Source organism: Nocardioides panacihumi (assembly GCF_039530925.1).
In the GTDB taxonomy this organism is placed as follows: domain Bacteria; phylum Actinomycetota; class Actinomycetes; order Propionibacteriales; family Nocardioidaceae; genus Nocardioides; species Nocardioides panacihumi.
The window spans coordinates 1,070,349-1,094,577 of record NZ_BAAAPB010000001.1; the positions used below are offsets into that span (position 1 = coordinate 1,070,349).

Genomic DNA, 24,229 nt, shown 5'->3' on the forward strand with positions numbered 1-24,229 from the left:
AGGCCAGCAGGTGGGGCGAGCCGGCTGCCCGCGCGGCGCGCCCTGCATGGGCGAGCGTCCGTGCGCCCGCGTGGTCGAAGCAGTCGGCCATGCTGAGCACGTCGCGGCGGGGCAGGCAGACGAGCTGCTCTCCGCCCGCGACGCGGGTGACGTGGACGGGTGCCTCGGCCGCCGGACCCTCCGGGCGCCTCACCGAGGCGGACCCGGCAGCGCGACGCCGGGCAGTCGGACCTGCAGCCACCGCGGGCTGCCCGGACCGGGTGGCACGAAGCCCGCGAGCGTCTCGTCGGCGTCCCCGACCGTGTCGAGCAGGCCGTCTGCGACCTTCCTGAGCCGGCTCCTCGCGGCATCGACCGCCCCGTGGACGCGCCGCTCGATCTCGGCGATCAGCGCCAGCGCCTCCTCGACGGCCGTCGCGTGTGCCTCGAGGGCGCGGGCGGCCGCCTCGTGCTGCTCGGCGACCCCGGCGAGGACGCGCGCCTGGACCGCCGTCTGGGCCGCCATCGCGGTGCCGGCCAGGCCGCTCCAGCCGACCGCGCGGCTGCGGTCGACGAGGTCGCTGGCCTCGGCCCGCACCTGCGCGCCCTGCTCACGGATCCGGCGCGCGATGGCCCGGACCTCCTGCGGATCTGCATACACGGTCTCCTCCTCACCGGCCTCGCCGTGGAGCCTGCCCGGGGAGGTCGGTCGGAAACCTCAGCGGGCCAGCGCTGTGGACAACCGTTCGAGTGCCTCGCGGATCTCCCCGCCGTCGCCCGCGAAGGACATCCGCAGGAAGCGCCCGCCGTCGGTCGTGTCGAAGTCGATCCCTGGTGCGACAGCCACGCCGGTGGTCGCCAGGAGGTGGTGCGCGAAGGCCATCGTGTCGTCGGTCAGGTGGCCGACGTCGGCGTACACGTAGAACGCGCCGTCGGCGGGCGCCAGCCGGGTGATCCCCAGGCCCGGCAGGCCGTCGAGGAGGAGCGCCCGGTTGGCGGCGTACCTGGTGACGTGGCCGTCCAGCTCGGTGATCGCCTCCGGCGTGAAGGCGCGTACGGCGGCCCGCTGGGCCAACGTCGGCGGGCAGATCGTGAAGTTGCCGGTGAGCACGTCGATCGGCCGCCGCAGCCGCCGGGGAGCGAGCAGCCAGCCGATGCGCCAGCCCGTCATCGAGAAGTACTTGCTGAAGCTCCCGAAGACGACGGCCTCCCGACTCGTCTCCCAGGCGCAGCGGGCGAGGGCGGCGTGGCCGGCGAGCGGTGCGTACTCGATGCCGTGGTAGATCTCGTCGGAGATCAGCTGCACCCGGTGCTCCTCGCACCAGGCGGCGATCGCGGCGAGCTCCTCGGGCAGCACCATGGTGCCCGTCGGGTTGGCGGGCGAGGCGAGCAGCACGCCCTGGAGGCCGGACCCGGCACGATGCAGCGCGTCCAGCTGCTCCACGGTCGGCTGGAAGCGGGTCTCCGGGCCCGTCTCGATCTCGACGACCTCGCAGCCGAGCGCCTGGAGGACGTTGCGGTAGCAGGGGTAGTTGGGGCGCGCCATCGCAACCCTGTCGCCGACCTCGAACGCGGCGAGGAAGGCGAGGAGGAAGCCCCCGCTGGCCCCGGTGGTGACGACGACGTCGTCCGGGGAGACGTCGAGGTCGTAGCGGGTGCCGTAGTGGCCGGCGATCGCCTCGCGCAGCTCGAGGATGCCGGTCGCGGGTGTGTAGCCGAGGGGGTCGCTCGACCGGAGCAGGCGCACGGCCTCCTCGGCGACGGCGGCCGGCGCACCCGTCGACGGCTGCCCCGAGAGCAGGTTGAGAGCGTCTCCGTGGGTGCGCTGACGTGCCGTCGACGCCTCGATCATGTCCATCACGTGGAACGGCGGAACGTTCGCTCGCGAGGCGGCGCCCCAGCGGCCCTCGACGCGTTCGGCGGTCATGGGTTTCAACCTAACCTCCTCCGCCCGGAGGGTCCGAGTCGGACCGATAGGATCGGATCCCGCCACCCCCTCAAGCGAGGTGACATGAGCTTCGACATCCACCAGCTCGACACGTTCGTGCTGGTGGGCTCGGCTGTCACCCTGTGCGCGATCCTCGCGGTGCGCGTCTCGTCGCGGACCGGGCTGCCGACCCTGCTCGTCTACCTGCTCATGGGCGTCGTGCTCGGCGAGGCGGGCATGGGCATCCAGTTCGAGGACGCCGAGCTGGCGCACGCGCTCGGGTTCGCCGCCCTCGCGCTCATCCTCGCCGAGGGTGGTCTGACCACCGAGTGGCACCAGGTGCGGCCGTCCTTGCGGCTCGGCACGTCGCTGGCGACGCTCGGTGTCGCCATCACCGTGGCCGTCGTCGCGCTCGCCGGGCACTTCGTGCTCGGCCTCGGCTGGCAGATCGCGGTGCTCCTCGGAGCGGTCACCGCTCCGACCGACGCCGCGGCGGTCTTCTCGGTGCTGCGGGTCGTGCCGCTGCCCAAGCGGCTGACAGGTGCGCTCGAGACCGAGTCGGGACTCAACGACGCCCCGACCGTCGTGCTCGTGACGCTCATCGCGACCGGTGCGATGGACGAGCATCCACTCTGGGCCGTGGTGGGGATCATCGCCTACGAGCTCGCCGTGGGCACCCTGCTCGGCCTCGCCGTCGGCTTCGGTGGTGGCTGGCTGATGCGTCGGGCCGCCCTGCCGTCGACGGGCCTCTACCCGCTCGCCGTGCTCGCGCTGACCTTCCTCGCGTACGGCGCGGGCGGTGTCGCCCACGGCAGCGGCTTCGCCGCCGTGTACGTCGCTGCGCTGGTCCTCGGCAACGCCGAGCTGCCGCACCGCGGCGCGACGCGCTCGTTCGCCGAGGGACTGGCCTGGCTGGCCCAGATCGGCCTCTTCGTCATGCTCGGCCTCCTGCTCTCACCCGGCCGGATCACCTGGCACATCGTCGGCCTGGCTCTGGCTGCGGGGCTCGTGCTCACCTTCGTCGCGCGACCGCTCTCGGTGGTGGTCAGCGGCCTCGTCACGCGCCTCACCTGGCGGGAGCAGGCGTTCCTGTCGTGGGCGGGCCTGCGGGGCGCCGTACCCATCGTCCTCACGACGATCCCGCTGGCCGAGCACGTCCACGGCGCCGAGCGGCTCTTCGACCTCGTGTTCGTGATGGTCGTCGTCTACACGCTGCTGACGGCGCCGTCGCTCCCGTGGGTCGCGCGGCTCCTCGGGGTCGCACGTCCGTCCGATCCGAGGGCGCTCGACCTCGAGGCCGCACCCCTCGAGCGGGTCGCCGCGGACCTGTTGCAGATCACCATCACTCGCGGCTCACGCCTGCACGGCGTCGAGGTCGGCGAGCTCCGGCTGCCGGCCGGAGCGTCGGTCTCGCTCGTCGTCCGGGACGGGGACGCGATCGTGCCGGAGAAGCGGACGGTGCTGCGGGCGCTCGACGACGTCCTCGTCGTCACGCCCCGCGACGTACGCGAGCGCACGGAGCGCCGGTTGCGCCAGGTCAGCCGCCACGGCCGGTTGGCGCAGTGGCTCCGCGACTGACGCCTCAGCCGGCCGGCGAGCAGATCGTCGTCGGCTTCGTCGCCTTGACGGACGGCTCACCCTTGCTGAGCTGGCGGAACTTGTCGCCCACGACGACGACGACACCGACCTGGTCGACGTCGTGCTGCACGATCCGGACGTGGTCGATCCGGCTGGCCACGAGCGCGACCGCGGGACTGTCCGGGTCGTCGGTCCAGATCTGGGCGTAGCCCACGCTGGTCTTGGCCGGCGCGTTGGCGCTGTCGCCCTTGTTGAAGCCCTGGTCGGTGAGCGCGACCATGGTGCGGCTCGCGAGGCCGGCGCGCTTGCCCGCGTTGAGCACGCTCACCGTGACCTGCTGCGGGGTCACCGTGTCGCCGGCCGAGATCGGCGTCTCGACGCAGGCAGGTGCGTTCGCGAGCCCCGGCAACGGCGCGGTGAGCGCGGACCACCCCCACACCGTCGCGAAAGCCAGCAGAGCCGCGAGCACGGCGAGCGTGATCAGCGTCTTCACCCCCTGGGTCATGAACGGGAGCCTAGTTGCACGCGCACGGGCAGCTACATGGTGTGGACGCGGGCGTGCAGGATGTGGCGTTGCTGCAGGGCGGCGCGAAGGGCGCGATGCAGACCGTCCTCGAGGTAGAGCTCCCCGTTCCACTCCACGACGTGGGCGAAGAGGTCGCCGTAGAACGTCGAGTCCTCGTCGAGCAGGGCCGCGAGCTGCAAGGTGTCCTTCGTGGTGACCAGCTCGTCGAGCCGCACCTGACGGGGCGGGACGCCCGCCCACTCCTTCGCCGACAGCCCGTGATCGGGGTAGGGGCGTCCGTCGCCCACACGCTTGAAGATCACCTTCGCGACTATAACGACCACGTTGCGATGCGCCTTAGGCTCAGGGTCATGACGGACACCCCGGCCACGCCCGAGCCCGCCGAGCCGCCTGCTGCAGCCGCTGCGCCCGCGCCGACCGACCCGATCGCCGCGAAGGTGGCGCCGGGCTACGAGTTCGACGGCACGGCGCTCGAGCTCGGCGGCCTCATGGTCGACGCGGAGACCCTCACCGACGTGCACATCAGGATCCCGCTCGGGATGCTCAACCGGCACGGCCTCGTCGCAGGCGCGACCGGCACCGGCAAGACCAAGACCCTCCAGCTCATCGCCGAGCAGCTCGCCACCAACGGCGTGCCGGTCTTCGCCGCCGACATCAAGGGCGACCTGTCCGGGCTCGCGTCGCCCGGGCAGCCGAGCGACAAGCTGACCGCGCGGACGAAGTCGGTCGGGCAGGACTGGTCGGCGAAGAGCTTCCCGGTGCAGTACTACGCCCTCGGCGGCGTCGGCTCGGGCATCCCGGTGCGGGTGACCGTCGATACGTTCGGCGCGACGCTGCTCGCGAAGGTGCTCCAGCTCAACGACACCCAGGAGTCGTCGCTCGGGCTGGTGTTCCACTACGCGAAGAGCGCGGGGCTCGCACTGATCGACCTGGCCGACCTGCGGGCGGTTCTGCAGTACCTCACCAGCGACCAGGGCAAGGCCGACCTCGCAGACCTGGGCGGCCTCTCGTCGGCGACGGTGGGGGTCATCCTGCGCGAGCTGATCGCGTTCCAGGACCAGGGCGCCGACGCGTTCTTCGGCGAGCCGGCCTTCGACTCCGCCGAGTTCCTCAAGACCGAGGGCGACGGGCGTGGCCGGATCTCGCTCCTCGAGCTGCCGAACCTCACCGACCGGCCGGCGATCTTCTCGACCTTCCTCATGTGGCTGCTCACCGACCTGTTCCGGAAGCTGCCCGAGGTCGGTGACCCCGACAAGCCGAAGCTGGTGTTCTTCTTCGACGAGGCGCACCTGCTGTTCGACGGCGCGTCGAAGGACTTCCTCCAGACCATCACCCAGACCGTGCGGCTGATCCGCTCGAAGGGCGTCGGCGTCTTCTTCATCAGCCAGTCGCCCACCGACATCCACGAGGACGTCCTGGCCCAGCTCGGCTCGCGGATCCAGCACCAGCTCCGCGTCAACACGCCCAACGACGCCAAGGCGCTCAAGCAGACCGTCGACACCTACCCGACGTCGTCGTACGACGACCTCGGCACCGTCATCACGACGCTCGGCATCGGCGAGGCGATCGTGACGGTGATGAACGAGCGCGGCGCGCCGACCCCGGTCGCGTGGACGCGGCTGCGGGCGCCGGAGTCGCTCATGGCCGCCACCGACCCGGCCGCCATCGAGGCGGCTGTGAAGGCGTCGCCGATGTACGCCACGTACGCGACCGCGGTGAACAACCCGTCGGCCGCCGAGGCCCTCGGCGAGAAGATGGCCGCTGCTCAGGCGGCTGAGAAGGCCGCGGCCGAGGCGAAGGTGGCGGCGAAGCAGGACGCCGCGGAGGCGGCGGCCCGGAAGAAGGCCGGGAAGACCGCGAAGCCCCAGAAGGACGACGACTCCCTCCTGGAGGACGTCGTGAAGTCGTCGGCGTTCAAGAACGCGATGAACACCGCCGCCAGGGAGCTTGTCCGCAACATGTTCAAGCGCCACTGACCCTCGTCGCCCGCAACGTCGCCCGCAACGTCGCCCGCAACGTCATACGACCCGGTCGCTCAGGCGACCGGGTCGTATGACGTCCTGGAGCTCAGGCGGACCAGCGCAGCGAGTCGTCGATGAAGTCGGCGAACGCGTGCGTGCCGCGCAGGTCCTCGCGCTCGATCATGAGCTTGGCGAGGGCGCTGGCGTGGCGGGACTTGAGGCTGCTTCGCTGCGTCGAGACGCCGTCGAGCTCGCTGTCCCGGTCGGTCGTGGTGGGGTTCTCCATCTCAACCTCCTCGGTGTCTTGGGGGTCCTGGTGGCTTCAGCCTGCACCCTCGAGGTCGCCGGAAGATTGACCCCAGGTTACGGCTTCGTTTAGTCGCTAATCTTAGTCGATGAACTTAGATCAATTTAACACTTGGATCGATCCAACCGTAGCGGTTCCGACAGCGCCACCTGGAACGCCTCCTCGTCGCCGTCCGGACCGACCCAGCGGGCGCGACCCGGCGGTGCCGCCCGTGCTCGCACCCCGGCGAGCAGTGGCCCGTCCTCGGGACTGCCCGAGAGCAGGACCCCGGGGCTGCGGAGGTCCCGCAGAGTGCTGAGCAGGGGCTCGTAGATCGCCCGACCGGCGCCTCCAGCGCGCCGGGCGACTGTGACGTGGAGCCCGATGTCGCCGGCCCGTGCGAGCAGGGGTACGAGTGGCTGCCACACCGCCGCCGGCAGCAGGTCGAGGTCGTCGGCGACGACCCAGACGTCCGGACCGCGCGCTCGACCCCGTGTGCGCCTGGCCAGCTCCGTGGCCAGCTCCGCCACGGTCGAGGTGGGGTCGCCGGTCACGTGCGCCAGCAGCTGCTCGGCGGTCACCTCGCCGACGAGGGTGGCTCGCGGGTCGATCACGACGATCTGGTCCGCGGGTCGCGTCCGGGTGATCTCCCTGAGGATCGTGCGCAGCAGGGTCGTCCGGCCTGATCCGCCGTCCCCGAGGACGAGCAGGTGGCCAGGTGTCGGCAGGGACCGGACGGCGTCGTCCTGCTCGAGGATCCCCAGCCGGAGCCGCTCGTCCCGGGGAAGGTCGTCGAGGTGCACCCGTCCGGGCAGCGCTCGGAGTCGCACGCGAGGCGGGCCCGGCCAGTGCAGGGCGACCGCGTCGACGAGCGCGCCGAGGGCCTCGTCGGCACCGGCGGCATCGTCGTCCGGGCCCAGGCGCGGCACCGCCGCCAGGAAGTGGGCCCCGTCGACGATCCCCCGTCCGGGGCTGTCGCGCGGGACCGCGGCCGCCAGTCGCCGATCGACCTCGGAGTCGATCGGGTCGCCCAGACGCAGCTCGATGCGAGTGGCGAAACCGTCGCGCACCGATGCCCCCATGTCCGACCACCGTCCGGCGGCGACGAGCAGCCGGACGGCGCGCGCCGGGCCACGTCGCGCGAGCCTGGCCAGCTCGTCCTCGAGGTCGGGCAGCTCGTGTCGAAGCGTCGTCCAGTCGTCCACGACCAGCACCGCCGGACGGTCCGCGCCCCGGTCGAGCTCGGCGATGATCCGGCTCGCCAGCCCGGGATCGTCACGGCCGGCGATGCCGGCGACGTGAGGCAAACCCGCGAGCGGGGCGAGCGCTCCACCCACGTCGAGCAGGTGCACCGAGACCTCGTCCGGGGTCCGCGTCAGGGCGAGCCCTGCGACGGCCGTGCGCAACAGCGTGCTGCGGCCGCTCCCGCCGACGCCGACGATCGCGACGCTGCCACGGGTGAGGTCGACCTCGAGGCGGTCGCGCCGCTGCAACCGTGGCCGGTCCACCTCGCCCAGTGGGACGGTCCTTGACCGCTGCCCGAGACCGCGGGCCGGATCGAGCGTGAGGCCCGGCAGCAGGCGACCGAGCGTCGGGGGACGGTCGAGGGGTGGCAGCCAGATCTGGTGGGCCTGACCGCGCCCCTCCATGGCGGCCACGGCGGCGCGGACGAGGGGCACACCCGCAGGGACCGGACCGACGACCCGCCTGGCCCGGAAGGGCAGCAGGAGGGTCGGGTCCGCCGGCAGGCTCAGCACGGTGCCGACGTACGGCGCCCGGAATCGGACCAGCGTGCGCGGGGCCGTCCGCAGGTATCCCACACCGGGGCTCGGCGGAAGCTCGTAGGCGTCTGCCACGCCGAGCACCGTCCGCGACTCCTCGGCCGTGAATGTTCGCAACCCGATCCGGAACGACAGGTGCGACTCCAGGCCGCGCCAGCGACCGTCGTCCAGGCGTTGCGATGCCAGCAACAGGTGGATGCCCAGGCTGCGGCCGAGTCGTCCGAGCGTCACGAACAGCTCGCCGAGCTCCGGCCGGGCGGCGAGCAGCTCGGCGAACTCGTCGACCACGACCAGGAGGGTCGGGAGACCGCTCCGGTCGCCGCCCCCTGCGCGGACCAGCTCCTGGCGCCTGGTGAGCTCGCTGAGGAGCGCATCGGCGGTCCTGTCGAGCAGGTCCAGCTCGTCGGCCAGGTTCGTGATCAGGGCCGAGACGTGCGGCAGACGGGAGAGCCCGTCGAACGCCGCGCCGCCCTTGAAGTCGACGAGCACCAGATTGAGGTCGTCGGGCGGATGGGTCAGCGCCAGCCGAAGGATGAGTGCCCGGAGGAGCTCCGATTTCCCGGAGCCGGTCGCCCCGATGACCATGCCGTGCGGCCCCGAGCCACCGAGGGCGGACTCCTTGAGGTCGAGCACCACCTCCGAACCGTCGTCGGACGTGCCCAGCACGACCCGGAGGTGCTCCTCGGGTCGCCGCGTCGACCAGTCGGGGGCCGCCGGGAGGGCGTCTGTCGCTCCGGCCACGCAGCGTCGGGCGAACGCCTCCGCGACCTCGACCGGGCAGTCGTCGGGCGTGCCCGGCAGCGCCCGTCCGTCGGCCGCGAGGTGGTCGGCGACGTGCAGCAGCGTCGCCGGACGATCGGGTCGAGGCCGGGGCAGGCCGTCCACGACCAGCAGCACGTGCCCACGCTGCGGCAGCAGTGGTGCCAGCTCGGTCATCGAGCCCGCCACGAGTCGTCGCGGCCCGACGGCGTCCACGGCCAGAGGGCTGGCCGCCTGGGGAAGCCACTTCACCCAGTCCCAGCGCCGGAGCGCCTCCGGTGCCGCGATCACCGCGATGACGAGGCCCGCGCACCCCGCGGCGGAGCAGACCAGCGCACGGGCGGTTCCCTCGGAGGCGCTCAGGTCCCTGACGGACGCCAGATCGAGTGTCGCGGGGAGCCCCGGCACCGTCGCGTACGTGCCCGCGAGGCGCCGGACGGCCTGGGCGCAGACGGGATCCGCCCCCACGCTGATCTCAGGGAGGGCGGGCGCGGCCGTGAGTGGGAGGTCCGCGACGCCGTACCTCACGACCGTCCCGTCGTCCGGCCGCCAGCTGTGAGCCTCGACGAGAGCGGCCAGGGCTCTCGGGGCTGGATGGCGGGCGAGGGCGGCCACACGCTGAGCGTCGCCGGCAGCCCTGAGGTCGTGACGCGCACCGGTCAGGTGGGCGAGGTAGTCGCGCCGCAGCGCGTCGGCCGATCGGGCCCGCTGGCGGCGCTGCCGCTCGAGCTGGAGCGCGGCGACCAGGATCGAGGCGCCGACGAGGAGGCCGATGCCGACGTACTGCCGCGGGCCGCCGCCCATGGTCGCCAACAGGCTGAGCGAGCCGAGGCCGCCCAGGATCGGCAGCGCGGCGGCCAACGCCCCGTTCGACTCGCCGCGACCCAGGCTCGGCGGCGGGCGCAACACGATCCGGTCCACAGTGACTCCTTCCCGAGGTGCCGAACGCTAGGTCGCCGCGGGGACAGTCCGCGACGCCGAGACAGGCGGTTGTGGAAAAGCAGGGATGCAGGTTTCCCGGGGGTCGGCGAGGGCAGAGAGGCCCGTACCGCGGTGCGCCCGCACCGCGCAGGAAGGACCCGATGACTGCCACCACCACCGGCCAGGTGGTCGGCGCGCTGGACCGCGCCGCCCGCCTCGCCCTCACCGCCAAGGCCGACCTCGACGGCCTGCTCGCCTCGCTCACCGGCCAGGTCGCGCTCGGTTCGCGCTGGCAGGGAGCGGGCGGGCGCGCGTTCGCCTCCGCCTACGCCGAATGGGCCCGTCAGCAGACGCGGGTCACCGCCAAGCTGCAGTGGTTCCACGACGAGCTCACCGCCGTCGAACGGCTCAACCTCGCGACCGACCAGGCGCAGGCAGCTGCGATCGGCTCGTTCGCCGGCCGCCTCGACGCCGACCAGCGATAGGAGACCTGATGTCCGACATCATCACCGTCGACCACGCCGCACTGCAGCAGGCTGCAGCGGATCTCGCGCGTGCCGTGACCGCCTCCGAGGAGCGCATCGAGCGGCTCGCGGCGGAGCTCGGACCGCTCGATGTCGAGTGGTACGGATCCGCCCAGCATGCCTACCTCGAGGCCAGGACCGTCTGGGAGTCCGCCCAACATGAGATGCGCCTGCTGCTCGCTCGGCTCGGCACCGCGGTCGGTGTCGCCCAGGAGGCCTATCGGAGCGCCGACGTGGCCGGTGCGAGGGCGTTCCGGTGAGCGGCGCGCTCCTCCGGGTGAGCGTCGTGGCGGGCGCGCGCCGGCTCGACGTCGCCGTTCCGCCCGCGTTGCCGGTCGCCGAGCTCGTGCCGACCCTCGCTCGCCGCCTCGGCGTGGTGTCGTACGACGGCCTGCGACTCTGCACCGCCACGGGAGCGACTCTCGCCGACTCCCCGGGCCTGGCGCCGCAGTCCGTCGTCGACGGAGCCGTGCTGACCCTCGCTCCCGCGCCTCCGCCGCCGGTCGTCCACGATGACCACGCCGAGGCGCTGGCGACCGCTGGGCCACCCCGTGAGCCACCGCGCTGGCCGACGCCGGCCGCGGCCGCGCTGCTGCTCCTGCTAGGCGCGCTCTCGGTCGCGGTCGCCGGAGAGACGCGTGCAGGCGCCGCCGTCGCACTTCTGCTGCTCGCCGGCGGGATCGCGCTCGGTCGGGTCGCACCGGGTCCGGCGGTCGTCGCGGTCACGGCTGCGTGCGCGTACGCGGCCATCGCCGCCGGGCTGCTCGCTTCGAGCCTGCGCCCCGGTGCCGGGGTGGCGTGGGCGGCCGGCGGCGGTGCGGGCCTCGCGACCGCCTCGATCGCGATGGCGGGCCTGCCTGGCCGACGCCTCCGACTGCTGCCGGTCCTCGTCGTCGCGACCGCAGCCGCTGCGGTGGGTGCTGCCTTGTCGGCGCGGTCGGTCCCCCTCGGGGCCCTCGCCGGCGTCCTGCTCGTCACCGCTGTCCTGACCGCCGCCGCGGTGCCATGGATCGCGGTCGGACGCATCTCGCGGCCCCGCGGCCGCGTCGACGCCGGGCGCCTCGCCGACGAGGCGCGCGTCGCACGCGAGCTGTTGGTCGGGGTCGCAGTCGGCTTGGCGATCGTCCAGCTGACCGTCACCCCCGTGGTTGCCGCCCAGGGCCCGAGCGGGATCGCCCTGGCCTCGTGCGCGTCGGCGTTCGCGCTGCTTCGCTCACGACACCACATCTCGGCGGCCGAGGTGCTTCCTGGGCTCCTGGCCGGCGGACTGGGGCTCCTGCTCACGGCCGGCGTCGCGCTGGGGATGCACGAGCCGTGGCGGCCGATCGGATCCCTGGTGCTCGCCGGTGCCGGCGGCGTGCTCCTCGTGGCGGCGTGGCTCGTGCCCTCGCGACGCGGGGACGCGCGCGGCCACGGTCTCCTCCTGCGACCGGCCCTGCAGGCTCTGGAGAGCGCCTGCCTGGCCGCTCTCCTGCCACTGCTGGTGCTCGCCACCGGCGCACTGGGCCACCTGAGGTGAGGGGGCAGCTGACGTGAGCGAGATCGAGGCGGCGGCCTACGAGCTGCGGCGCCTCCTGGCGGCACTGATCGGCACCAGCGAACCGCCGCCCGGAGTCGTGCGACCGATGCTCGGTGGGGTCGTCATCGCCGCGGCGCTGGTCGGCGTCGAGGTGGCCAGGCACCTGTGGTGATGCGCGAATGGCGTCGGCAAGAGCCGACGCCATTCGTGTGGCGGAGCTGGGGGGATTCGAACCCCCGAGGGCGTTAACCCAACCCGCTTTCCAAGCGAGCGCCATAGGCCACTAGGCGACAGCTCCGTGGAGGAGGCTATCCGCCGGGCGGCACCACGGCGAAATCCTGCGGTCGCTTTGGTGGCCGTGGCGCGACTCGCCTAGACTCACCGCCAACCCCCCGTGCGGCGGTATCTTGCCGAATCTCCCCAGGGCCGGAAGGCAGCAAGGATAAGCGAGCTCTGTCGGGTGCACGGGGGGCCTTTGCGTCTTCAGGACGGAAGACGGCGCGGGTCAGCGAGGCTCGGCCCGATGTGCACGGGGGGCCTTTGCGTCTTCAGGACGGAAGACGGCGCGGGTCAGCGAGGCTCGGCCCGATGTGCACGGGGGGCCTTTGCGTCCTCAGGACGGAAGACGGCGCGGGTCAGCGAGGCTCGGCTCGATGTGCACGGGGGGCCTTTGCGTCTTCAGGACGGTAGGCGGCGCGGGTCAGGCGTCGCGCCAGCTGTGCTGCGGCTCGTAACCCAGCACCCGCCGCGCCTTGTCGATCGACAGGAGCGTGTCGTGCTCGCCCACGTCACCGCGGACCTCGACGCCGGGGAACACCTCGGCGAGCAGCTCGCTGTTGGGGCGCGACATGACGGTGTCGGCGTTGGCGATGACGAAGAGCTCCATACCCGTGCCGGGGTGGTCGAGCGCGCGACGCACGGCCTGAGCGCCGTCGCGGGCGTCGATGTAGCCCCAGAGGTTCCACTTGCGCAGGCGGGCGTCCGCGTCGAACGAGGCGAAGGACGCGTAGTCGTGCGGCTCCATGACGTTCGAGAAGCGCAGCCCGTACATCTTCAGGCGTGGGTCCCAGCGGCACAGTTGCGCTGCCATGGCCTCCTCGAGCGTCTTCACGAGGGAGTAGGTGCTCTCGGGGCGCGGCGCGTACTCCTCGTCGACGGGCACGTACGGCGGCGGGGTGTCGAACGGTAACCCGAGGACGGTCTCGCTGGAGGCCCAGACGATGTTCGTCACGCGGGCTCTGCGGGCCGCGGTGAAGACGTGATACGTCGCATTCATGTTGTTGGCGAACGTCGCATGGTCGCCGAGCAGCCCGGGTGCCGGGACGGCTGCGAGGTGTACGACGGCGTCGACTGCGTCGTACCGCTCCTCGACCCCGAGCATGGCGTCGAGCACCGCGGCGTAGTCGGTGAGATCGACCGGGAGGAACGTGACGTCCGAGCGCTCAGGGGCCCGGCGGTCGAAGACCACGACGTCCCAACCGTGCTCGACGAGCTCGGCGACGACTGCCCTGCCGAGCTTCCCGCCTCCACCCGAGACGACGACCAGCCTGCCTGACGCGGACCCCATCTCGGCAGCGTAGTGGCCGAACCGGGTGACGGCGTCGGCGGATGTCGGCGTGGGTGGTTAGGGTTTCAGCGTGGAGTCACCCCTGGCGCTGTATCGCCGCTACCGGCCCGAGACGTTCTCCGAGGTCATCGGCCAGGAGCACGTCACCACGCCGCTGCGTGCCGCGCTCGCCAACAACCGCGTCAACCACGCCTACCTGTTCTCCGGGCCGCGCGGATGTGGCAAGACGACGAGCGCGCGGATCCTCGCGCGGGCGCTGAACTGCGAGAAGGCGCCTGTCGCCGACCCGTGCGGTGAGTGCGAGTCCTGTCGCGAGCTGGCTCGCGGCGGCCCCGGAAGCATCGACGTGATCGAGATCGACGCGGCCTCCCACGGCGGCGTCGACGACGCCCGTGACCTGCGGGAGAAGGCGTTCTTCGCGCCGGTCCGCAGCCGCTACAAGGTCTACATCATCGACGAGGCCCACATGGTCTCGACGCAGGGCTTCAACGCCCTGCTCAAGCTCGTCGAGGAGCCCCCTCCGCACCTCCGCTTCATCTTCGCGACGACCGAGCCCGAGAAGGTGATCCCGACCATCCGGTCGCGGACGCACCACTACCCGTTCCGCCTCATCCCGCCGCGACTCCTGTCGGCGTACCTCTCCGAGATCTGCGAGAACGAGGGCGTCGCGGTGGAGACGGCCGCCCTGCCGCTCATCGTTCGCGCCGGCGCCGGCTCCGCTCGCGACACCCTGTCGGTCATGGACCAGCTGCTCGGCGGGGCGGGCCCTGAGGGCGTGACGTACGACCTGGCCGCCGGGCTGCTCGGCTACACGCCCGACTCGCTGCTCGACGAGGTGGTCGACGCGTTCGCCGCCGCCGACGGCTCGGCCGTGTTCGGCGTCGTCGACAAGGTGATCGAGACCGGCCAGGACCCGCGGCGGTTCACCGAGGACCTCCTCCGCCGGCTGCGTGACCTCGTCATCGTCTCGGCAGTCCCCGACGCCCCAGCCACCGGCCTCATCGACGTCGCTCCCGACGCCGGTCAACGGTTGGTCGCGCAGGCCGGCCGGTTCGGGGCGACCGAGCTGTCCCGCGCCGCCGACCTGGTCGCCACCGGCCTGACCGAGATGCGAGGCGCGACGGCGCCGCGCCTGCTCCTCGAGCTGATCTGCGCACGTGTCCTGCTGCCGGGCGCCGACCACGGCACCGAGGGCCTCGCGGCCCGCCTCGACCGGGTCGAGCGGCGCCTGTCGGTCAGCGGTATGCCGAGCGCCGTGCCCGTCGCCGCCCCGGCCCCGCCGGCTCAGGACCGCCCGTCGCCCCGGGCAGCCGCGCCGACGCCGGAGCGGCCGGCAGCGCCCATCGGAGCGCCGTCACCTGCCGCCGCGTCGCACTCGGTCGACCAGCCGGAGCCGGCCTCCGCCAGCGAGCCCACGCCCGCTCCGCCGATGGCCGACCAGCCCGTCGAGACCTTCGTCGAGCCCGTCGACGAGCCCGTCAGCCAGGCACCGCCCGCGGCCCCGGCGGCGACGGAGGAGCCGGCCGCCGCCACGCAGCAACCGGCGACCGGCGGCCTCACCGTCGTCGACGCGCGGCGACTCTGGCCCGACGTGATCCAGGCGCTGAGCGGCCTGCGCAGGGCGACCTGGGCCCTGTTGAGCAGCCACGCGCAGATCGTCGGCCTCCAGGGCGACACGCTCACCATCGGCTTCACCACCTCGGGCCTGCGGGAGCAGTACGCGACCGGCGGGCACGAGCCGCACCTCAAGCAGGCGCTCGTGAACGTGATCGGCGCCGAGTGGCGGATCGAGGCGATCGTCGACCCCGGCGTGCAGCCCGGTGCGGCGCACCCCGCCCAGCCGACGCCGACCCCGGCTGCCGACGCGTCCGCGGCGCCGGCCCGCCCGGCCCGCCCGGCCCAGGAGGCCCCGCCGACTCCCGACGCACAGGACGCCCCGCCATGGGCGGTCGAGCCTCCGCCGGGACCGCCGGAGCCGCCCGAGGCCCCAGGGGCACCAGGGGCGGCGGGGTCGCCGAGGGCGTCTGACGAGCAGGCCGTGGAGAGCCGTCTGGACGGCCGGGCCATCGAGGCCGCCCGAGGCGCCATCCAGCCGACCCGTGTGGGTGGGCAACCGACCGACAACACGGCCGAGGAGCTGCGTGCCGCGGACGCGCACGCCCACCCGGACGACCTCGACGCCGACATCGACAACCTCGGCGGTGCCGAGCTGCTCCAGCGCGAGCTGGGCGCCCAGATCATCGAAGAGATCCGCCACCAGTGAGAGACTGACAAGCATGACCGACAACCCCTTCGGCGGCCTCGACCTCAACGCGCTGCTCGGGCAGGCCCAGCAGATGCAGGAGCAGCTCGCGAGCGCGCAGGCCCAGCTGGCCGAGACCACGGTCGACGGCACGGTCGCCGGCGGCGCTGTCACGGTGACGGTCAACGGCGTCGGTGAGCTGCAGCGCGTCGACATCAAGGCCGGCGAGTTCGACGGCAGCGACGCCGACAGCCTCTCCGACCTGAGCGACCTCATCGTCGCCGCCTACCGCGACGCCAAGCAGCAGGCCGACGCGCTCGCCGGGCAGTCGCTCGGTCCGATCGCCGGCGCCTTCGACGACCCTGACTCGCCCTTCAAGCTGGGATTCTGAGGTGTACGAAGGAGTCGTCCAGGACCTCATCGACGAGCTCGGCCGGCTCCCCGGCGTCGGACCGAAGAGCGCCCAGCGGATCGCGTTCCACCTCCTGCAGGCCGACCCGGTCGACGTACGACGCCTCGCGGACGTGCTCGTCGAGGTCAAGCAGCGGGTGAAGTTCTGCAACATCTGCTTCAACGTCTCCGAGGAGGAGACGTGCCGGATCTGCCGCGACCCTCGGCGCGACCCGACGGTGCTGTGCGTCGTTGAGGAGTACAAGGACGTCGTCGCGATCGAGCGGACGCGTGAGTTCCGCGGCCGCTACCACGTGCTCGGCGGCGCGATCAGCCCGATCGACGGTGTCGGCCCCGACCAGCTGAGGATCCGCGAGCTGATGACGAGGCTCACCGACACCCAGCTCACCGAGATCATCCTGGCGACCGACCCGAACCTCGAGGGCGAGGCCACAGCGACGTACCTCATCCGTCAGCTGGCGCCCTTCGGGCTGACGGTGACCAGGCTGGCCAGTGGGCTGCCGGTGGGCGGAGACTTGGAGTACGCCGACGAGGTGACCCTCGGTCGAGCGTTCGTCGGACGGAGGGCTGCACAGTGACGGACGAGGCATTCGCGCACGAGATCGCCGACCAGGTCGAGAGCTTCCTGCTCGCCCTGCGCGCGATCGGTGCCGAGGGTGACACCGGCAGCGCCGTACCTCTGCTGCTGCTCGAGGTCAGCCAGGTCCTGCTCGCCGGTGCGCGGCTGGGTGCTCAGCGAGACTTCGTCCCGCGGGAGGAGTACCAGCCCGACGTCGGGCCGGAGGCCGACCTCGACGAGCTGCGGCTGCGGCTGGCCGGCATCCTCGGATACGCCGACACCTACAGCTTCGTCTTCGACCCGTATGCGCCCGAGATCGTCGTGAGCCAGCTCTCCGACGACCTGACCAGCATCGCGGCCGACCTCGAGAACGGCCTGCGGCACTACCGGCTCGGCGACGCCGAGGAGGCCCTCTGGTGGTGGCAGTTCTCCTACGTCTCCAACTGGGGCAACCTGGCCGGTGCCGCGCTCAACGCGCTCCTCACGGTGGTCTCGCACGACCGGCTCGACGCCGAGTTCAGCGGTGAGGACGAGGACCTCGCCGTGGCCGACGAGATCCTCGAGGGCGAGTCGCTCGCCTAGGGTCCGTGCGCGGCCATCGCCCGCACTGCGGATAAGGACGGGGTGGCGTGGCGCCGCCGACTAGACTCGGCCGCGTTCTTCCCCCGTCGATGAAGGAATCAGCTCGTGGGCATCGTCGTGCAGAAGTACGGCGGCTCGTCGGTCGCCGACGCCGTCGGGATCAAGCGGGTCGCCCAACGGATCGTCAACACCAAGAAGCAGGGCCACGACGTGGTCGTCGTGGTGTCCGCGATGGGTGACACGACGGACGAGCTCATCGACCTCGCCAACGAGGTCTCCCCGCTGCCGCCGGCGCGCGAGCTGGACATGCTGCTGACCGCGGGCGAGCGCATCTCGATGGCCGTCCTGGCGATGGCGATCCAGACGCTCGGCTACGAGGCGCGCTCCTTCACCGGCTCGCAGGCCGGCGTCATCACGGACGCCGAGCACGGCAAGGCCAAGATCATCGACGTGCGCCCGGGCCGGATCCTCGAGGCCGTCGGCGACGGCGCGATCGCGATCGTGGCCGGCTTCCAGGGCGTCTCCCAGACGACGAAGGACATCACCACCCTCGGCCGCGGTGGCTCCGACACGACGGCCGTCGCGCTGGCGGTCGCCCTCGACGCCGACGTGTGCGAGATCTACTCCGACGTCGACGGCATCTTCACCGCCGACCCCCGCATCGAGCCACGGGCCCGGAAGATCCCGCGCATCTCCTACGAGGAGACGCTCGAGATGGCTGCGCAGGGTGCCAAGATCCTGCACCTGCGGTGCGTCGAGTACGCCCGCCGCTACGACATGCCGATCCACGTCCGGTCCTCGTTCTCCGAGAACGAAGGCACCTGGGTCGTGAAGGAAGCCGACGTCTCCCAGAAGGACAGCAGCATGGAATCCGCCATCATCACCGGCGTCGCGCACGACCGCAGCCAGGCGAAGATCACCGTCGTCGGCGTGCCCGACAAGGTCGGCGAGGCGGCCGCGATCTTCCGTGCCGTCGCCGACGCCCAGATCAACATCGACATGATCGTCCAGAACGTCTCGGCCGCGGCGACGGGCCTCACCGACATCTCCTTCACCCTCCCGCGGGGCGAGGGCCAGATGGCGATGGCGGCGCTCGCGAAGCTGCAGGACGTCGTCGGCTACCAACGGCTCGGCTACGACGACTCGGTCGGGAAGGTGTCGATCGTCGGCGCCGGGATGAGCACGTCGCCCGGCATCTCGGCGCGGTTCTTCGAGGCCCTGTCCCAGGCGGGCGTGAACATCGAGATGATCTCGACCTCCGAGATCCGCGTCTCGGTGGTCGTCTCGGAGACGCAGGTCGAGGCGGCCGTCAATGCTGCCCACACCGCGTTCGACCTCGGCACCGACGAGGTCGAGGCGGTCGTCTACGGAGGGACCGGTCGATGAGCAGCCAGGACATGAGGCCCGTGAGGATCGGCGTCGTCGGCGCCACCGGCCAGGTCGGCGTCGCGATGCGCCAGATCCTCGCCGAGCGGCGGTTCCCGGTCGAGGAGATCCGGTTCTTCTCCAGTGCCCGGTCCGCGGGCAAGGTGCTGTCGTACGAGGGGCGCGACATCGTCGTGGAGGACGCCACGACCGCCGACCCGACCGGCCTCGACATCGCGCTCTTCTCTGCCGGTGCGACGGCCTCCCGTGCCCTCATCCCCGCCTTCGTCGACGCAGGGGTCATCGTCGTTGACAACTCCAGCGCCTTCCGCAAGGACCCGTCGATCCCGCTCGTCGTCTCCGAGGTCAACCCCGACGACGCGCGTCCGGTCATCGAGGCCGGGCGCGGCATCATCGCCAACCCCAACTGCACGACCATGGCCGCCATGCCGGTCCTCAAGCCGCTGCACGACGAGGCCGGTCTGCGGCGGCTGGTCGTGTCGACGTACCAGGCCGTGTCCGGCTCGGGCATCGCCGGCGTCAGCGAGCTGGCCGACGGCATCCAGGCCGCGGGTGACAAGGCCCGCGAGCTCGCGTACGACGGCGAGGCCGTCGCCTTCCCGGAGCCCGGGGTCTACAAGCGGACCATCGCCTTCAACGTGCTGCCGCTCGCGGGGAACCTGGTCGACGACGGCCTCAACGAGACCGACGAGGAGCAGAAGCTCCGCAACGAGTCCCGCAAGATCCTGGGCATCCCGGACCTGCTCGTCTCGGGCATCTGCGTGCGCGTTCCGGTCTTCACCGGCCACTCGCTGTCGATCAACGCGGAGTTCTCGCGTCCGCTCTCTCCGGAGCGTGCGAACGAGCTGCTCTCGGCCGCGCCGGGCGTCCTGCTGAGCGACATCCCGAACCCCCTCCAGGCGGCCGGCAAGGACCCGTCGTACGTCGGCCGGATCCGCGCCGACGAGGGTGTCCCGGACGGTCGCGGCCTGGCGCTGTTCGTCTCCGGTGACAACCTGCGCAAGGGCGCGGCGCTCAACACCATCCAGATCGCCGAGCTGGTCGCGGGCGCTCGCTGAGGCTCAGTCGGCCGTGTCGATGTAACGCACGGTCACCTCGTGCGCGAGCACGTACGACGCGACGGTCAGCAGCGCGACCACGACGGCTCCGGCCGGCTGGTCGAGTGAGTCCAGCAGGAAGAGCCCGCTCAGCACGGCGACCAGGGCGACCGCGAGGAAGCTGATGCTTCCCGCGCTCGGCACCTGCGCCCAGCGCAGCACGAGCGCGCCGATCACGACCGCGAGCACGATGATCAGCAGGAGCATGAAGAAGCCGGGCCCGCCACCGCAGCTCGTCGTGCCGCGGACTGACTCGCAGGCCTGGAGGCCGCCGAGGGTCGCCAGCACCAGGAACGCGGCGACCGCGACGCCGGCGATCACCGCCGCCAGACGGCCGTTCATCGGTCCGCGCGGCTCGCGCGGCTCGCGCGGCGGCCTGGGGGGCTTCGGCGCCTTCGCGGGCTTGGGTGCCTTCTGAGGCTCGTGCTCCCTGACGCTGACGGGCGCCGGCTCCGGCTCGGGCGCCGGCTCGCGCTCGACGGCCGGTGTCTCGACGGCCGGTGTCTCGACGGCCGGTGTCTCGGCGGCCGGTGTCTCGACGGCCGGTGTCTCGGCAACCGCCGGCCGCTCGGGTTCGCTCGGCGGTTCACCGCCGGCGGCCCGAGGCCGCTTCCGCCTCCGGAGGCCCAGCGAGGGCGCCTCGAGCGACGGCTTGCTGTCGTCTGACCCCATGGGCCGCAGTCTGACACGGCCGTCCACGGGACCGGGGCACGTCTAGGCTGCGCGTGTGCACTCCGGACTTCACCGCGTCGCGGTCTTCTGCGGGTCGGCGTCGGGCCGCGACGAGGCGCTGGCCCGGGCGGCGTACGACGTCGGCCGCGGCCTCGCCGAGCGCGGTCTCGGACTGGTCTACGGCGCCGGTGGCCACGGTCTCATGGGCGCCGTGTCCCAGGGCGCGCTCGACGCGGGTGGCGAGGTCGTCGGCGTCATCCCTCGGTCGATGGTCGAGCGCGAGTGGGGCCGCGACGACCTGACCGAGGTGCACGTCGTCGAGACGATGCACGAGCGCAAGGCGCTGATGGCGCAGTACGCCGACGCGTTCCTCTGCCTCCCCGGAGGCCTCGGCACCCTCGAGGAGATCCTCGAGGTGTGGAGCTGGCGCCAGATCGGCTTCAACGACGACCCGGTCGCCTTCCTCGACGTCGGCGGCTTCTGGACGCCGCTGCTCACCGCCCTGCACGGCCTCGTCGACGCGGGTTTCGTGCACCGGGCGGTGATGGACGACCTCGTCGTCGCCGGGACGCTCGACGAGGCGCTGACCGGTCTGGCGAGCCGGGTCGACGCGCGGTTCGCCGACAAGCTGCACGGTTGAGCCTGACGGCCTGACCGGTGACGTGTGCCTCGGCGTGGGTGCCATGCGGCGCGTGCGCGTGGACCTCCGCGGACGCGCCGCAGGACGACTCCGCCATGAACGGGTGTGCGCTTGCGAGCGGCACGGAACGGGAGTAGCGCAAGGCGCCGATGACCACGGACTCCAGCGACACGCGAATCTCTCGCGGGCGAGCTGGATCAGAGGCTGAGTACGGTGGCTCCGCCATCGATCCCGGCGAGGACCTTCGGCCGCGAACCCCGGAACGAAGAACACCCGGACCCACGCTTCCGTGGGTCCGGGTGTTCTCGATGCCCTGAGACATCACACGGTCGGGGTGACAGGATTTGAACCTGCGGCCTCTTCTAGGCGCCGCTGGGTCCTGTCAGACCCGGTCAGACGTGGACAAAACCGCCGATGACCTGGGGTTTCGTCGGACTTTCACCGACCTCGTGTGACCTACTGTATCCCCCTGTCCGGGCCTGTCCCGGGCGTCAAAGTGGTATGTAAGTGGTACGCGAGCGGCCATTCGGGCTACTCGGTGTGGCCGAAGGTGTCGAGGGCGAGCTCGACGTCGACGCCGTTGATATGGAACACGATCCGGCCGTTGGTGGCGCCGGCAGCGGCGGCATACTCGGCGAGGGTGGAGAGCAGGAGGTCGTCGCGGCTCTCGATGCGCGAGACGGCTGCCTGCTGGATACCCATCTTCTCGGCGAGGCCGCTCTGGGTCTGGGCCGCGAGCTTGCGGATCTCGGCCAGCCCGGCGGCGTAGACGCGGTTCATGTGGGTGTTGCCCTCGTGGATGAGGTCCACGGCTTCGCGCATGCCCGGCTCCGTGAGGAGCTCGTCGAGCACGGCGTCGCCGTCGACGAACCCCTCCGTGATGGTCCTCTTGGCCATCTCGCCTCCTTCTCGTCGTGCCATCAGTCGCCTTGGCGCTTCCAGCGTTCGATCGCGGTATCTGCTCGTGTCCCGACACTGTCGTACCAGACGTCTCCGATGCGGGCCTTCTCTCCGTTGAACAGGGCGACCACGACTTCGCCATCTGGCGCGAACCAGAAGATCAGCCGGACGGCGATGCCTTCTTCGTAGGCGTGCGCCCAACGCCAGATCGGGTTCAGCTTGTGCTGGCGCACTCTCTTGAACTCGGCGTTCTCTTCAGTTGGCTCGGCCTCGAGGTTGCGGATGGCCTCGAGGCCAGCCGCGATGAGCTCCAGGCGCCGGCGGTGCCAGGCATTGCCCTCGCGGGCCTTGCGTTGGATTCCCTTGATCGAGGTCAGCAGTTCGTCGGTGAGCTGGAGCCTCATGCGCAGATATTACACCAAAGGAATATCGGGATGTTTCCAGTGGGGCCTCGTGTTGGGGCGCTGCGCTTGCCGTCGTCAGTCCAGATGGAGGCGCCGGAGCGGGACCCGCGCGCCAGTGATGAACGGAAGCCACGCGCGATGGATCGGGTCGGGCAGGTCCAAGTCGTCGAGGATGTCGACGAGCAGATTGCCGTCGATGGTGTCGAGCATCGCCTCCGGCGAGCCGCGCTGAAGAAGCGCGCCATAGGCGATAGCTCGGTCGCGACGCCGGTGCAAATGCAAGCTGCCCGCCACGTGTGCGACGTGCCAAGGGAGGGTGACCTCGCGGAACGCCAGCCCAGGGGGCAGCTGCCACAGCCGGTCAGCGAGCCAGAACGGACGTAGCCCGTGCATGCCCTGGATCTGCCGGAAGGTGACCCGCGGTGCCGGCGCCAGCGTGTAGCCGGCCGACTCGATAATCCGCTCCGCTACGGCCAGGGTGGGCGACTTGATGCCGCGTTCGTACGCCGACAGCGTCGACTGGGAGGTACCCGACGCTGCCGCGAGCTCGGCCTGGGTGCGGCTGCTGGCGAGTCGGACCTGGCGGATCAGATTGGGCCTGTCCACGACTCCAACATATTCGATCGAAGCTTTCTGAGGAAGGATCTCGAAAATGGGCCCTGACGTGCGGCGATTCGATTCGCCGGGTCGGCCGTCGAGGTGACGGGCAGGGCAATTGGCGGCGTGTCGCGGCCACGCCTCCGCACCTATCAGGCGTAGGGCTCTCGAAAGGCGGGTCGCGATGAGCGTGTCTGAGTGCCTCGGAGTCGCAGACGTGGACGGCTCATTGATGTTGGAGGCCAGGCTGGGTTGGGGCCGATGGTGCGCCGCACATCCAACGTTGGGCGTGGTCGCCGATCTCCTAGATCTGCCGACGTGGACGAAGGCGGCCGAACGGGCTGAGAGGGATCGCGTCGTGGCGCTCCTTGCCCGCCTCGCTCGCGAGGACCACGCCGCGGCGATCGCACTGGCCTGGCTCCTGTGCCCAGCCGCGTCGCTTGTTGCCGCCAGGCTCGCCGATAGGTCAGGCGACATCGACGGAATGGTGGCCGGTCAAATGTGGGTCGAGCTCACGGGTGGCGCTCGCACCTACGAGCGGTCCGTCGCCGCCAACATCATCCGCGCCGTCCAAGACGCCGTCCGCGCCGATCTCGGTGTCGGTCGTGCATCGGTGAGGAGCGACCCGGCCTGGTCGCGAACCGCCGTGGTCGCCGAGCTCCCCGAGATAGCGCACGGCGTGTTCGGCCCATCATCCGAGCTGGATTCATCCGAGACTCTCAGCGCGGTAGTGCAGCAGGCCGTGAGGTGCCAGATCGTCACTACCGCGCAGGCCGGCCACCTGCTGTGGCTCTGTCGAGACGCCGCGGCCGCGGGCATCTCCGGCCATCGTGGCCGCGGTGGCCTCACCGCACCGCGCACGCTCATGTACATGAGCAGCCTGCGCGGCATCTCTACGCGCACGTTGCGTCGCCGCACCGTCGAGCTGATCGACCGCCTGGCAGCCTTCGTGCGCGTCGAGATGGACCTCGAGGAGATCGCGAACTGGTTCGACCTCCACGAGTTTCCTCCCGTCTCGTGCGATGACTTGCTGGAGATCTATGCGGATGAGGTGTTGGTGGAGCGTGAGCACCGTGGCCGTTCGGCCTAAAGAGGACGCCGCTCGGTGGCATACGTGCCGGCTTGTTTGGGAGGTGTTTGGGCAGCGGTAGAGGTTCTGGTGCGCCGAGATTCTTGGAGTCGCCAAGAGTCGGCGGTTGCCAACGGCTGGGACGGAGGATGTCGGTCCTGATGTGGTCGATGACTTTCGTCAGGGGAGAGACTCGATCGTCTGTGCCGCCGGCGGGGGTGGGTAGCAGCGAGGTCAGCGTGCGGGGCCACGCTCCATGCGAGCCTGCGTCTCATCGGAGTCCGCTCCCGGCCATTCGTCACCTAGGTGCAGGGAACGGCGTGCGCGCGAAGGACTGCCAAAC

26 protein-coding genes, 1 tRNA gene and 1 other RNA gene are annotated in these 24,229 nt (G+C 71.5%); 15 read left to right on the forward strand and 13 right to left on the reverse strand.

Annotated features, from left to right (window positions below):
* The 3 genes from ABD205_RS05090 to ABD205_RS05100 all read right to left on the reverse strand — a co-directional run.
* On the reverse strand, window positions 1-193 hold a 193-nt coding region (locus ABD205_RS05090), incomplete at its 3' end, for a hypothetical protein (protein WP_344043061.1).
* Window positions 190-639 carry a PPE domain-containing protein gene (locus ABD205_RS05095; RefSeq protein WP_344043063.1) on the reverse strand — a complete coding sequence of 150 codons (450 nt, stop codon included), beginning with the start codon at window positions 637-639 and terminating at the stop codon, window positions 190-192. The genes ABD205_RS05090 and ABD205_RS05095, both read right to left, overlap by 4 nt.
* A gap of 57 nt (window positions 640-696) precedes the next feature.
* Window positions 697-1,905, reverse strand: a complete 1,209-nt coding sequence (locus ABD205_RS05100) for an aminotransferase class I/II-fold pyridoxal phosphate-dependent enzyme (protein ID WP_344043065.1) — start codon at window positions 1,903-1,905, stop codon at window positions 697-699.
* Between the two features lie 84 nt (window positions 1,906-1,989).
* On the opposite strand from ABD205_RS05100, the gene ABD205_RS05105 reads away from it, so the two are divergent.
* Complete coding sequence (locus ABD205_RS05105; RefSeq protein WP_344043067.1) at window positions 1,990-3,483, forward strand: potassium/proton antiporter; 1,494 nt, start codon at window positions 1,990-1,992, stop codon at window positions 3,481-3,483.
* Between the two features lie 4 nt (window positions 3,484-3,487).
* Here the strand turns inward: ABD205_RS05105 and ABD205_RS05110 are convergent, their stop codons facing one another.
* Entirely contained in the window at window positions 3,488-3,988 is a 501-nt protein-coding gene (locus ABD205_RS05110; RefSeq protein ID WP_344043069.1) for a LytR C-terminal domain-containing protein, read from the reverse strand.
* A 32-nt stretch (window positions 3,989-4,020) separates the two neighbouring features.
* Entirely contained in the window at window positions 4,021-4,311 is a 291-nt protein-coding gene (locus tag ABD205_RS05115) for a type II toxin-antitoxin system VapB family antitoxin (RefSeq protein ID WP_344043071.1), read from the reverse strand.
* A 48-nt stretch (window positions 4,312-4,359) separates the two neighbouring features.
* Between ABD205_RS05115 and ABD205_RS05120 the strand changes: the two genes are divergently transcribed.
* On the forward strand, window positions 4,360-5,985 hold the full coding sequence (locus ABD205_RS05120; RefSeq protein ID WP_344043073.1) for a helicase HerA-like domain-containing protein: 1,626 nt from the start codon (window positions 4,360-4,362) through the stop codon (window positions 5,983-5,985).
* A 91-nt stretch (window positions 5,986-6,076) separates the two neighbouring features.
* Here the strand turns inward: ABD205_RS05120 and ABD205_RS05125 are convergent, their stop codons facing one another.
* Together ABD205_RS05125 and ABD205_RS05130 are read right to left on the reverse strand one after the other, a co-directional pair.
* Window positions 6,077-6,256 (reverse strand): hypothetical protein, encoded by a 180-nt coding sequence (locus tag ABD205_RS05125; RefSeq protein WP_344043075.1) that lies wholly within the window; start codon window positions 6,254-6,256, stop codon window positions 6,077-6,079.
* 125 nt (window positions 6,257-6,381) lie between these two features.
* Window positions 6,382-9,717 carry an FtsK/SpoIIIE domain-containing protein gene (locus tag ABD205_RS05130; RefSeq protein WP_344043077.1) on the reverse strand — a complete coding sequence of 1,112 codons (3,336 nt, stop codon included), beginning with the start codon at window positions 9,715-9,717 and terminating at the stop codon, window positions 6,382-6,384.
* Between the two features lie 161 nt (window positions 9,718-9,878).
* Between ABD205_RS05130 and ABD205_RS05135 the strand changes: the two genes are divergently transcribed.
* From ABD205_RS05135 to ABD205_RS05150, 4 genes are read left to right on the forward strand one after another with little or no spacing between them, the layout of a single operon-like run.
* Window positions 9,879-10,202 (forward strand): WXG100 family type VII secretion target, encoded by a 324-nt coding sequence (locus tag ABD205_RS05135; RefSeq protein ID WP_344043079.1) that lies wholly within the window; start codon window positions 9,879-9,881, stop codon window positions 10,200-10,202.
* 8 nt (window positions 10,203-10,210) lie between these two features.
* Window positions 10,211-10,501: a WXG100 family type VII secretion target gene (locus tag ABD205_RS05140; protein ID WP_344043081.1), complete on the forward strand. Its 291-nt coding sequence runs from the start codon at window positions 10,211-10,213 to the stop codon at window positions 10,499-10,501.
* A complete protein-coding gene (locus ABD205_RS05145) occupies window positions 10,498-11,760 on the forward strand; it encodes an EsaB/YukD family protein (RefSeq protein WP_344043083.1) in 1,263 nt (420 codons plus the stop codon). The genes ABD205_RS05140 and ABD205_RS05145 overlap by 4 nt, the downstream gene beginning before the upstream one ends.
* Before the next feature lie 13 nt (window positions 11,761-11,773).
* Window positions 11,774-11,932, forward strand: coding sequence for a hypothetical protein (locus tag ABD205_RS05150; RefSeq protein WP_344043085.1), 159 nt, complete (start codon window positions 11,774-11,776; stop codon window positions 11,930-11,932).
* A 38-nt stretch (window positions 11,933-11,970) separates the two neighbouring features.
* Here ABD205_RS05150 and ABD205_RS05155 read toward each other — a convergent pair.
* Window positions 11,971-12,058 (reverse strand) — tRNA-Ser (locus ABD205_RS05155).
* Window positions 12,059-12,146: 88 nt separating this feature from the next.
* On the opposite strand from ABD205_RS05155, the gene ffs reads away from it, so the two are divergent.
* Window positions 12,147-12,237: signal recognition particle sRNA small type (gene ffs / locus ABD205_RS05160), an RNA gene on the forward strand.
* 223 nt (window positions 12,238-12,460) lie between these two features.
* Here the strand turns inward: ffs and ABD205_RS05165 are convergent.
* On the reverse strand, window positions 12,461-13,327 hold the full coding sequence (locus tag ABD205_RS05165) for an NAD-dependent epimerase/dehydratase family protein (RefSeq protein ID WP_344043087.1): 867 nt from the start codon (window positions 13,325-13,327) through the stop codon (window positions 12,461-12,463).
* Between the two features lie 70 nt (window positions 13,328-13,397).
* On the opposite strand from ABD205_RS05165, the gene ABD205_RS05170 reads away from it, so the two are divergent.
* From ABD205_RS05170 to ABD205_RS05195, 6 genes are all read left to right on the forward strand, one after another.
* Window positions 13,398-15,590 (forward strand): DNA polymerase III subunit gamma and tau, encoded by a 2,193-nt coding sequence (locus ABD205_RS05170; protein WP_344043089.1) that lies wholly within the window; start codon window positions 13,398-13,400, stop codon window positions 15,588-15,590.
* A 13-nt stretch (window positions 15,591-15,603) separates the two neighbouring features.
* A complete protein-coding gene (locus ABD205_RS05175; RefSeq protein WP_344043091.1) occupies window positions 15,604-15,960 on the forward strand; it encodes a YbaB/EbfC family nucleoid-associated protein in 357 nt (118 codons plus the stop codon).
* A 1-nt stretch (window position 15,961) separates the two neighbouring features.
* A complete protein-coding gene (gene recR, locus ABD205_RS05180) occupies window positions 15,962-16,558 on the forward strand; it encodes a recombination mediator RecR (protein ID WP_344043093.1) in 597 nt (198 codons plus the stop codon).
* On the forward strand, window positions 16,555-17,121 hold the full coding sequence (locus ABD205_RS05185) for a DUF5063 domain-containing protein (RefSeq protein WP_344043095.1): 567 nt from the start codon (window positions 16,555-16,557) through the stop codon (window positions 17,119-17,121). The genes recR and ABD205_RS05185 overlap by 4 nt, the downstream gene beginning before the upstream one ends.
* 105 nt (window positions 17,122-17,226) lie before the next feature.
* Window positions 17,227-18,507, forward strand: coding sequence for an aspartate kinase (locus ABD205_RS05190; RefSeq protein ID WP_344043096.1), 1,281 nt, complete (start codon window positions 17,227-17,229; stop codon window positions 18,505-18,507).
* A complete protein-coding gene (locus ABD205_RS05195; RefSeq protein WP_344043098.1) occupies window positions 18,504-19,565 on the forward strand; it encodes an aspartate-semialdehyde dehydrogenase in 1,062 nt (353 codons plus the stop codon). The genes ABD205_RS05190 and ABD205_RS05195 overlap by 4 nt, the downstream gene beginning before the upstream one ends.
* Window positions 19,566-19,568: 3 nt before the next feature.
* Here the strand turns inward: ABD205_RS05195 and ABD205_RS05200 are convergent, their stop codons facing one another.
* Entirely contained in the window at window positions 19,569-20,276 is a 708-nt protein-coding gene (locus ABD205_RS05200) for a hypothetical protein (protein WP_344043100.1), read from the reverse strand.
* Window positions 20,277-20,331: 55 nt separating this feature from the next.
* Between ABD205_RS05200 and ABD205_RS05205 the strand changes: the two genes are divergently transcribed.
* Window positions 20,332-20,916, forward strand: a complete 585-nt coding sequence (locus ABD205_RS05205; RefSeq protein ID WP_344043102.1) for an LOG family protein — start codon at window positions 20,332-20,334, stop codon at window positions 20,914-20,916.
* Window positions 20,917-21,447: 531 nt separating this feature from the next.
* On the opposite strand, the gene ABD205_RS05210 is transcribed toward ABD205_RS05205, so the two are convergent.
* From ABD205_RS05210 to ABD205_RS05220, 3 genes are all read right to left on the reverse strand, one after another.
* Window positions 21,448-21,813: a helix-turn-helix domain-containing protein gene (locus ABD205_RS05210; RefSeq protein WP_344043104.1), complete on the reverse strand. Its 366-nt coding sequence runs from the start codon at window positions 21,811-21,813 to the stop codon at window positions 21,448-21,450.
* A 23-nt stretch (window positions 21,814-21,836) separates the two neighbouring features.
* Window positions 21,837-22,220: a hypothetical protein gene (locus tag ABD205_RS05215; RefSeq protein ID WP_344043106.1), complete on the reverse strand. Its 384-nt coding sequence runs from the start codon at window positions 22,218-22,220 to the stop codon at window positions 21,837-21,839.
* Between the two features lie 75 nt (window positions 22,221-22,295).
* A complete protein-coding gene (locus ABD205_RS05220; protein ID WP_344043108.1) occupies window positions 22,296-22,826 on the reverse strand; it encodes a helix-turn-helix domain-containing protein in 531 nt (176 codons plus the stop codon).
* Window positions 22,827-23,175: 349 nt separating this feature from the next.
* Here ABD205_RS05220 and ABD205_RS05225 point away from each other — a divergent pair, with 349 nt between their 5' ends.
* The gene (locus tag ABD205_RS05225) at window positions 23,176-23,907 is read left to right on the forward strand and encodes a hypothetical protein (RefSeq protein ID WP_344043110.1); all 732 of its coding nucleotides are present in this window, start codon (window positions 23,176-23,178) and stop codon (window positions 23,905-23,907) included.
* The last annotated feature ends 322 nt before the right edge of the window (window positions 23,908-24,229 follow it).

Excerpts from the sequence above, each read along its gene's own strand:
- ABD205_RS05105 (WP_344043067.1), top strand. The coding sequence starts at position 1,990 with ATGAGCTTCGACATCCACCAGCTCGACACGTTCGTGCTGGTGGGCTCG.
- ABD205_RS05215 (WP_344043106.1), bottom strand. The coding sequence starts at position 22,220 with ATGAGGCTCCAGCTCACCGACGAACTGCTGACCTCGATCAAGGGAATC.
- ABD205_RS05110 (WP_344043069.1), bottom strand. The coding sequence starts at position 3,988 with ATGACCCAGGGGGTGAAGACGCTGATCACGCTCGCCGTGCTCGCGGCT.
- ABD205_RS05125 (WP_344043075.1), bottom strand. The coding sequence starts at position 6,256 with ATGGAGAACCCCACCACGACCGACCGGGACAGCGAGCTCGACGGCGTC.
- ABD205_RS05175 (WP_344043091.1), top strand. The coding sequence starts at position 15,604 with ATGACCGACAACCCCTTCGGCGGCCTCGACCTCAACGCGCTGCTCGGG.
- ABD205_RS05165 (WP_344043087.1), bottom strand. The coding sequence starts at position 13,327 with ATGGGGTCCGCGTCAGGCAGGCTGGTCGTCGTCTCGGGTGGAGGCGGG.
- ABD205_RS05120 (WP_344043073.1), top strand. The coding sequence starts at position 4,360 with ATGACGGACACCCCGGCCACGCCCGAGCCCGCCGAGCCGCCTGCTGCA.
- ABD205_RS05200 (WP_344043100.1), bottom strand. The coding sequence starts at position 20,276 with ATGGGGTCAGACGACAGCAAGCCGTCGCTCGAGGCGCCCTCGCTGGGC.
- ABD205_RS05100 (WP_344043065.1), bottom strand. The coding sequence starts at position 1,905 with ATGACCGCCGAACGCGTCGAGGGCCGCTGGGGCGCCGCCTCGCGAGCG.
- ABD205_RS05140 (WP_344043081.1), top strand. The coding sequence starts at position 10,211 with ATGTCCGACATCATCACCGTCGACCACGCCGCACTGCAGCAGGCTGCA.
- ABD205_RS05135 (WP_344043079.1), top strand. The coding sequence starts at position 9,879 with ATGACTGCCACCACCACCGGCCAGGTGGTCGGCGCGCTGGACCGCGCC.
- ABD205_RS05195 (WP_344043098.1), top strand. The coding sequence starts at position 18,504 with ATGAGCAGCCAGGACATGAGGCCCGTGAGGATCGGCGTCGTCGGCGCC.
- ABD205_RS05210 (WP_344043104.1), bottom strand. The coding sequence starts at position 21,813 with ATGGCCAAGAGGACCATCACGGAGGGGTTCGTCGACGGCGACGCCGTG.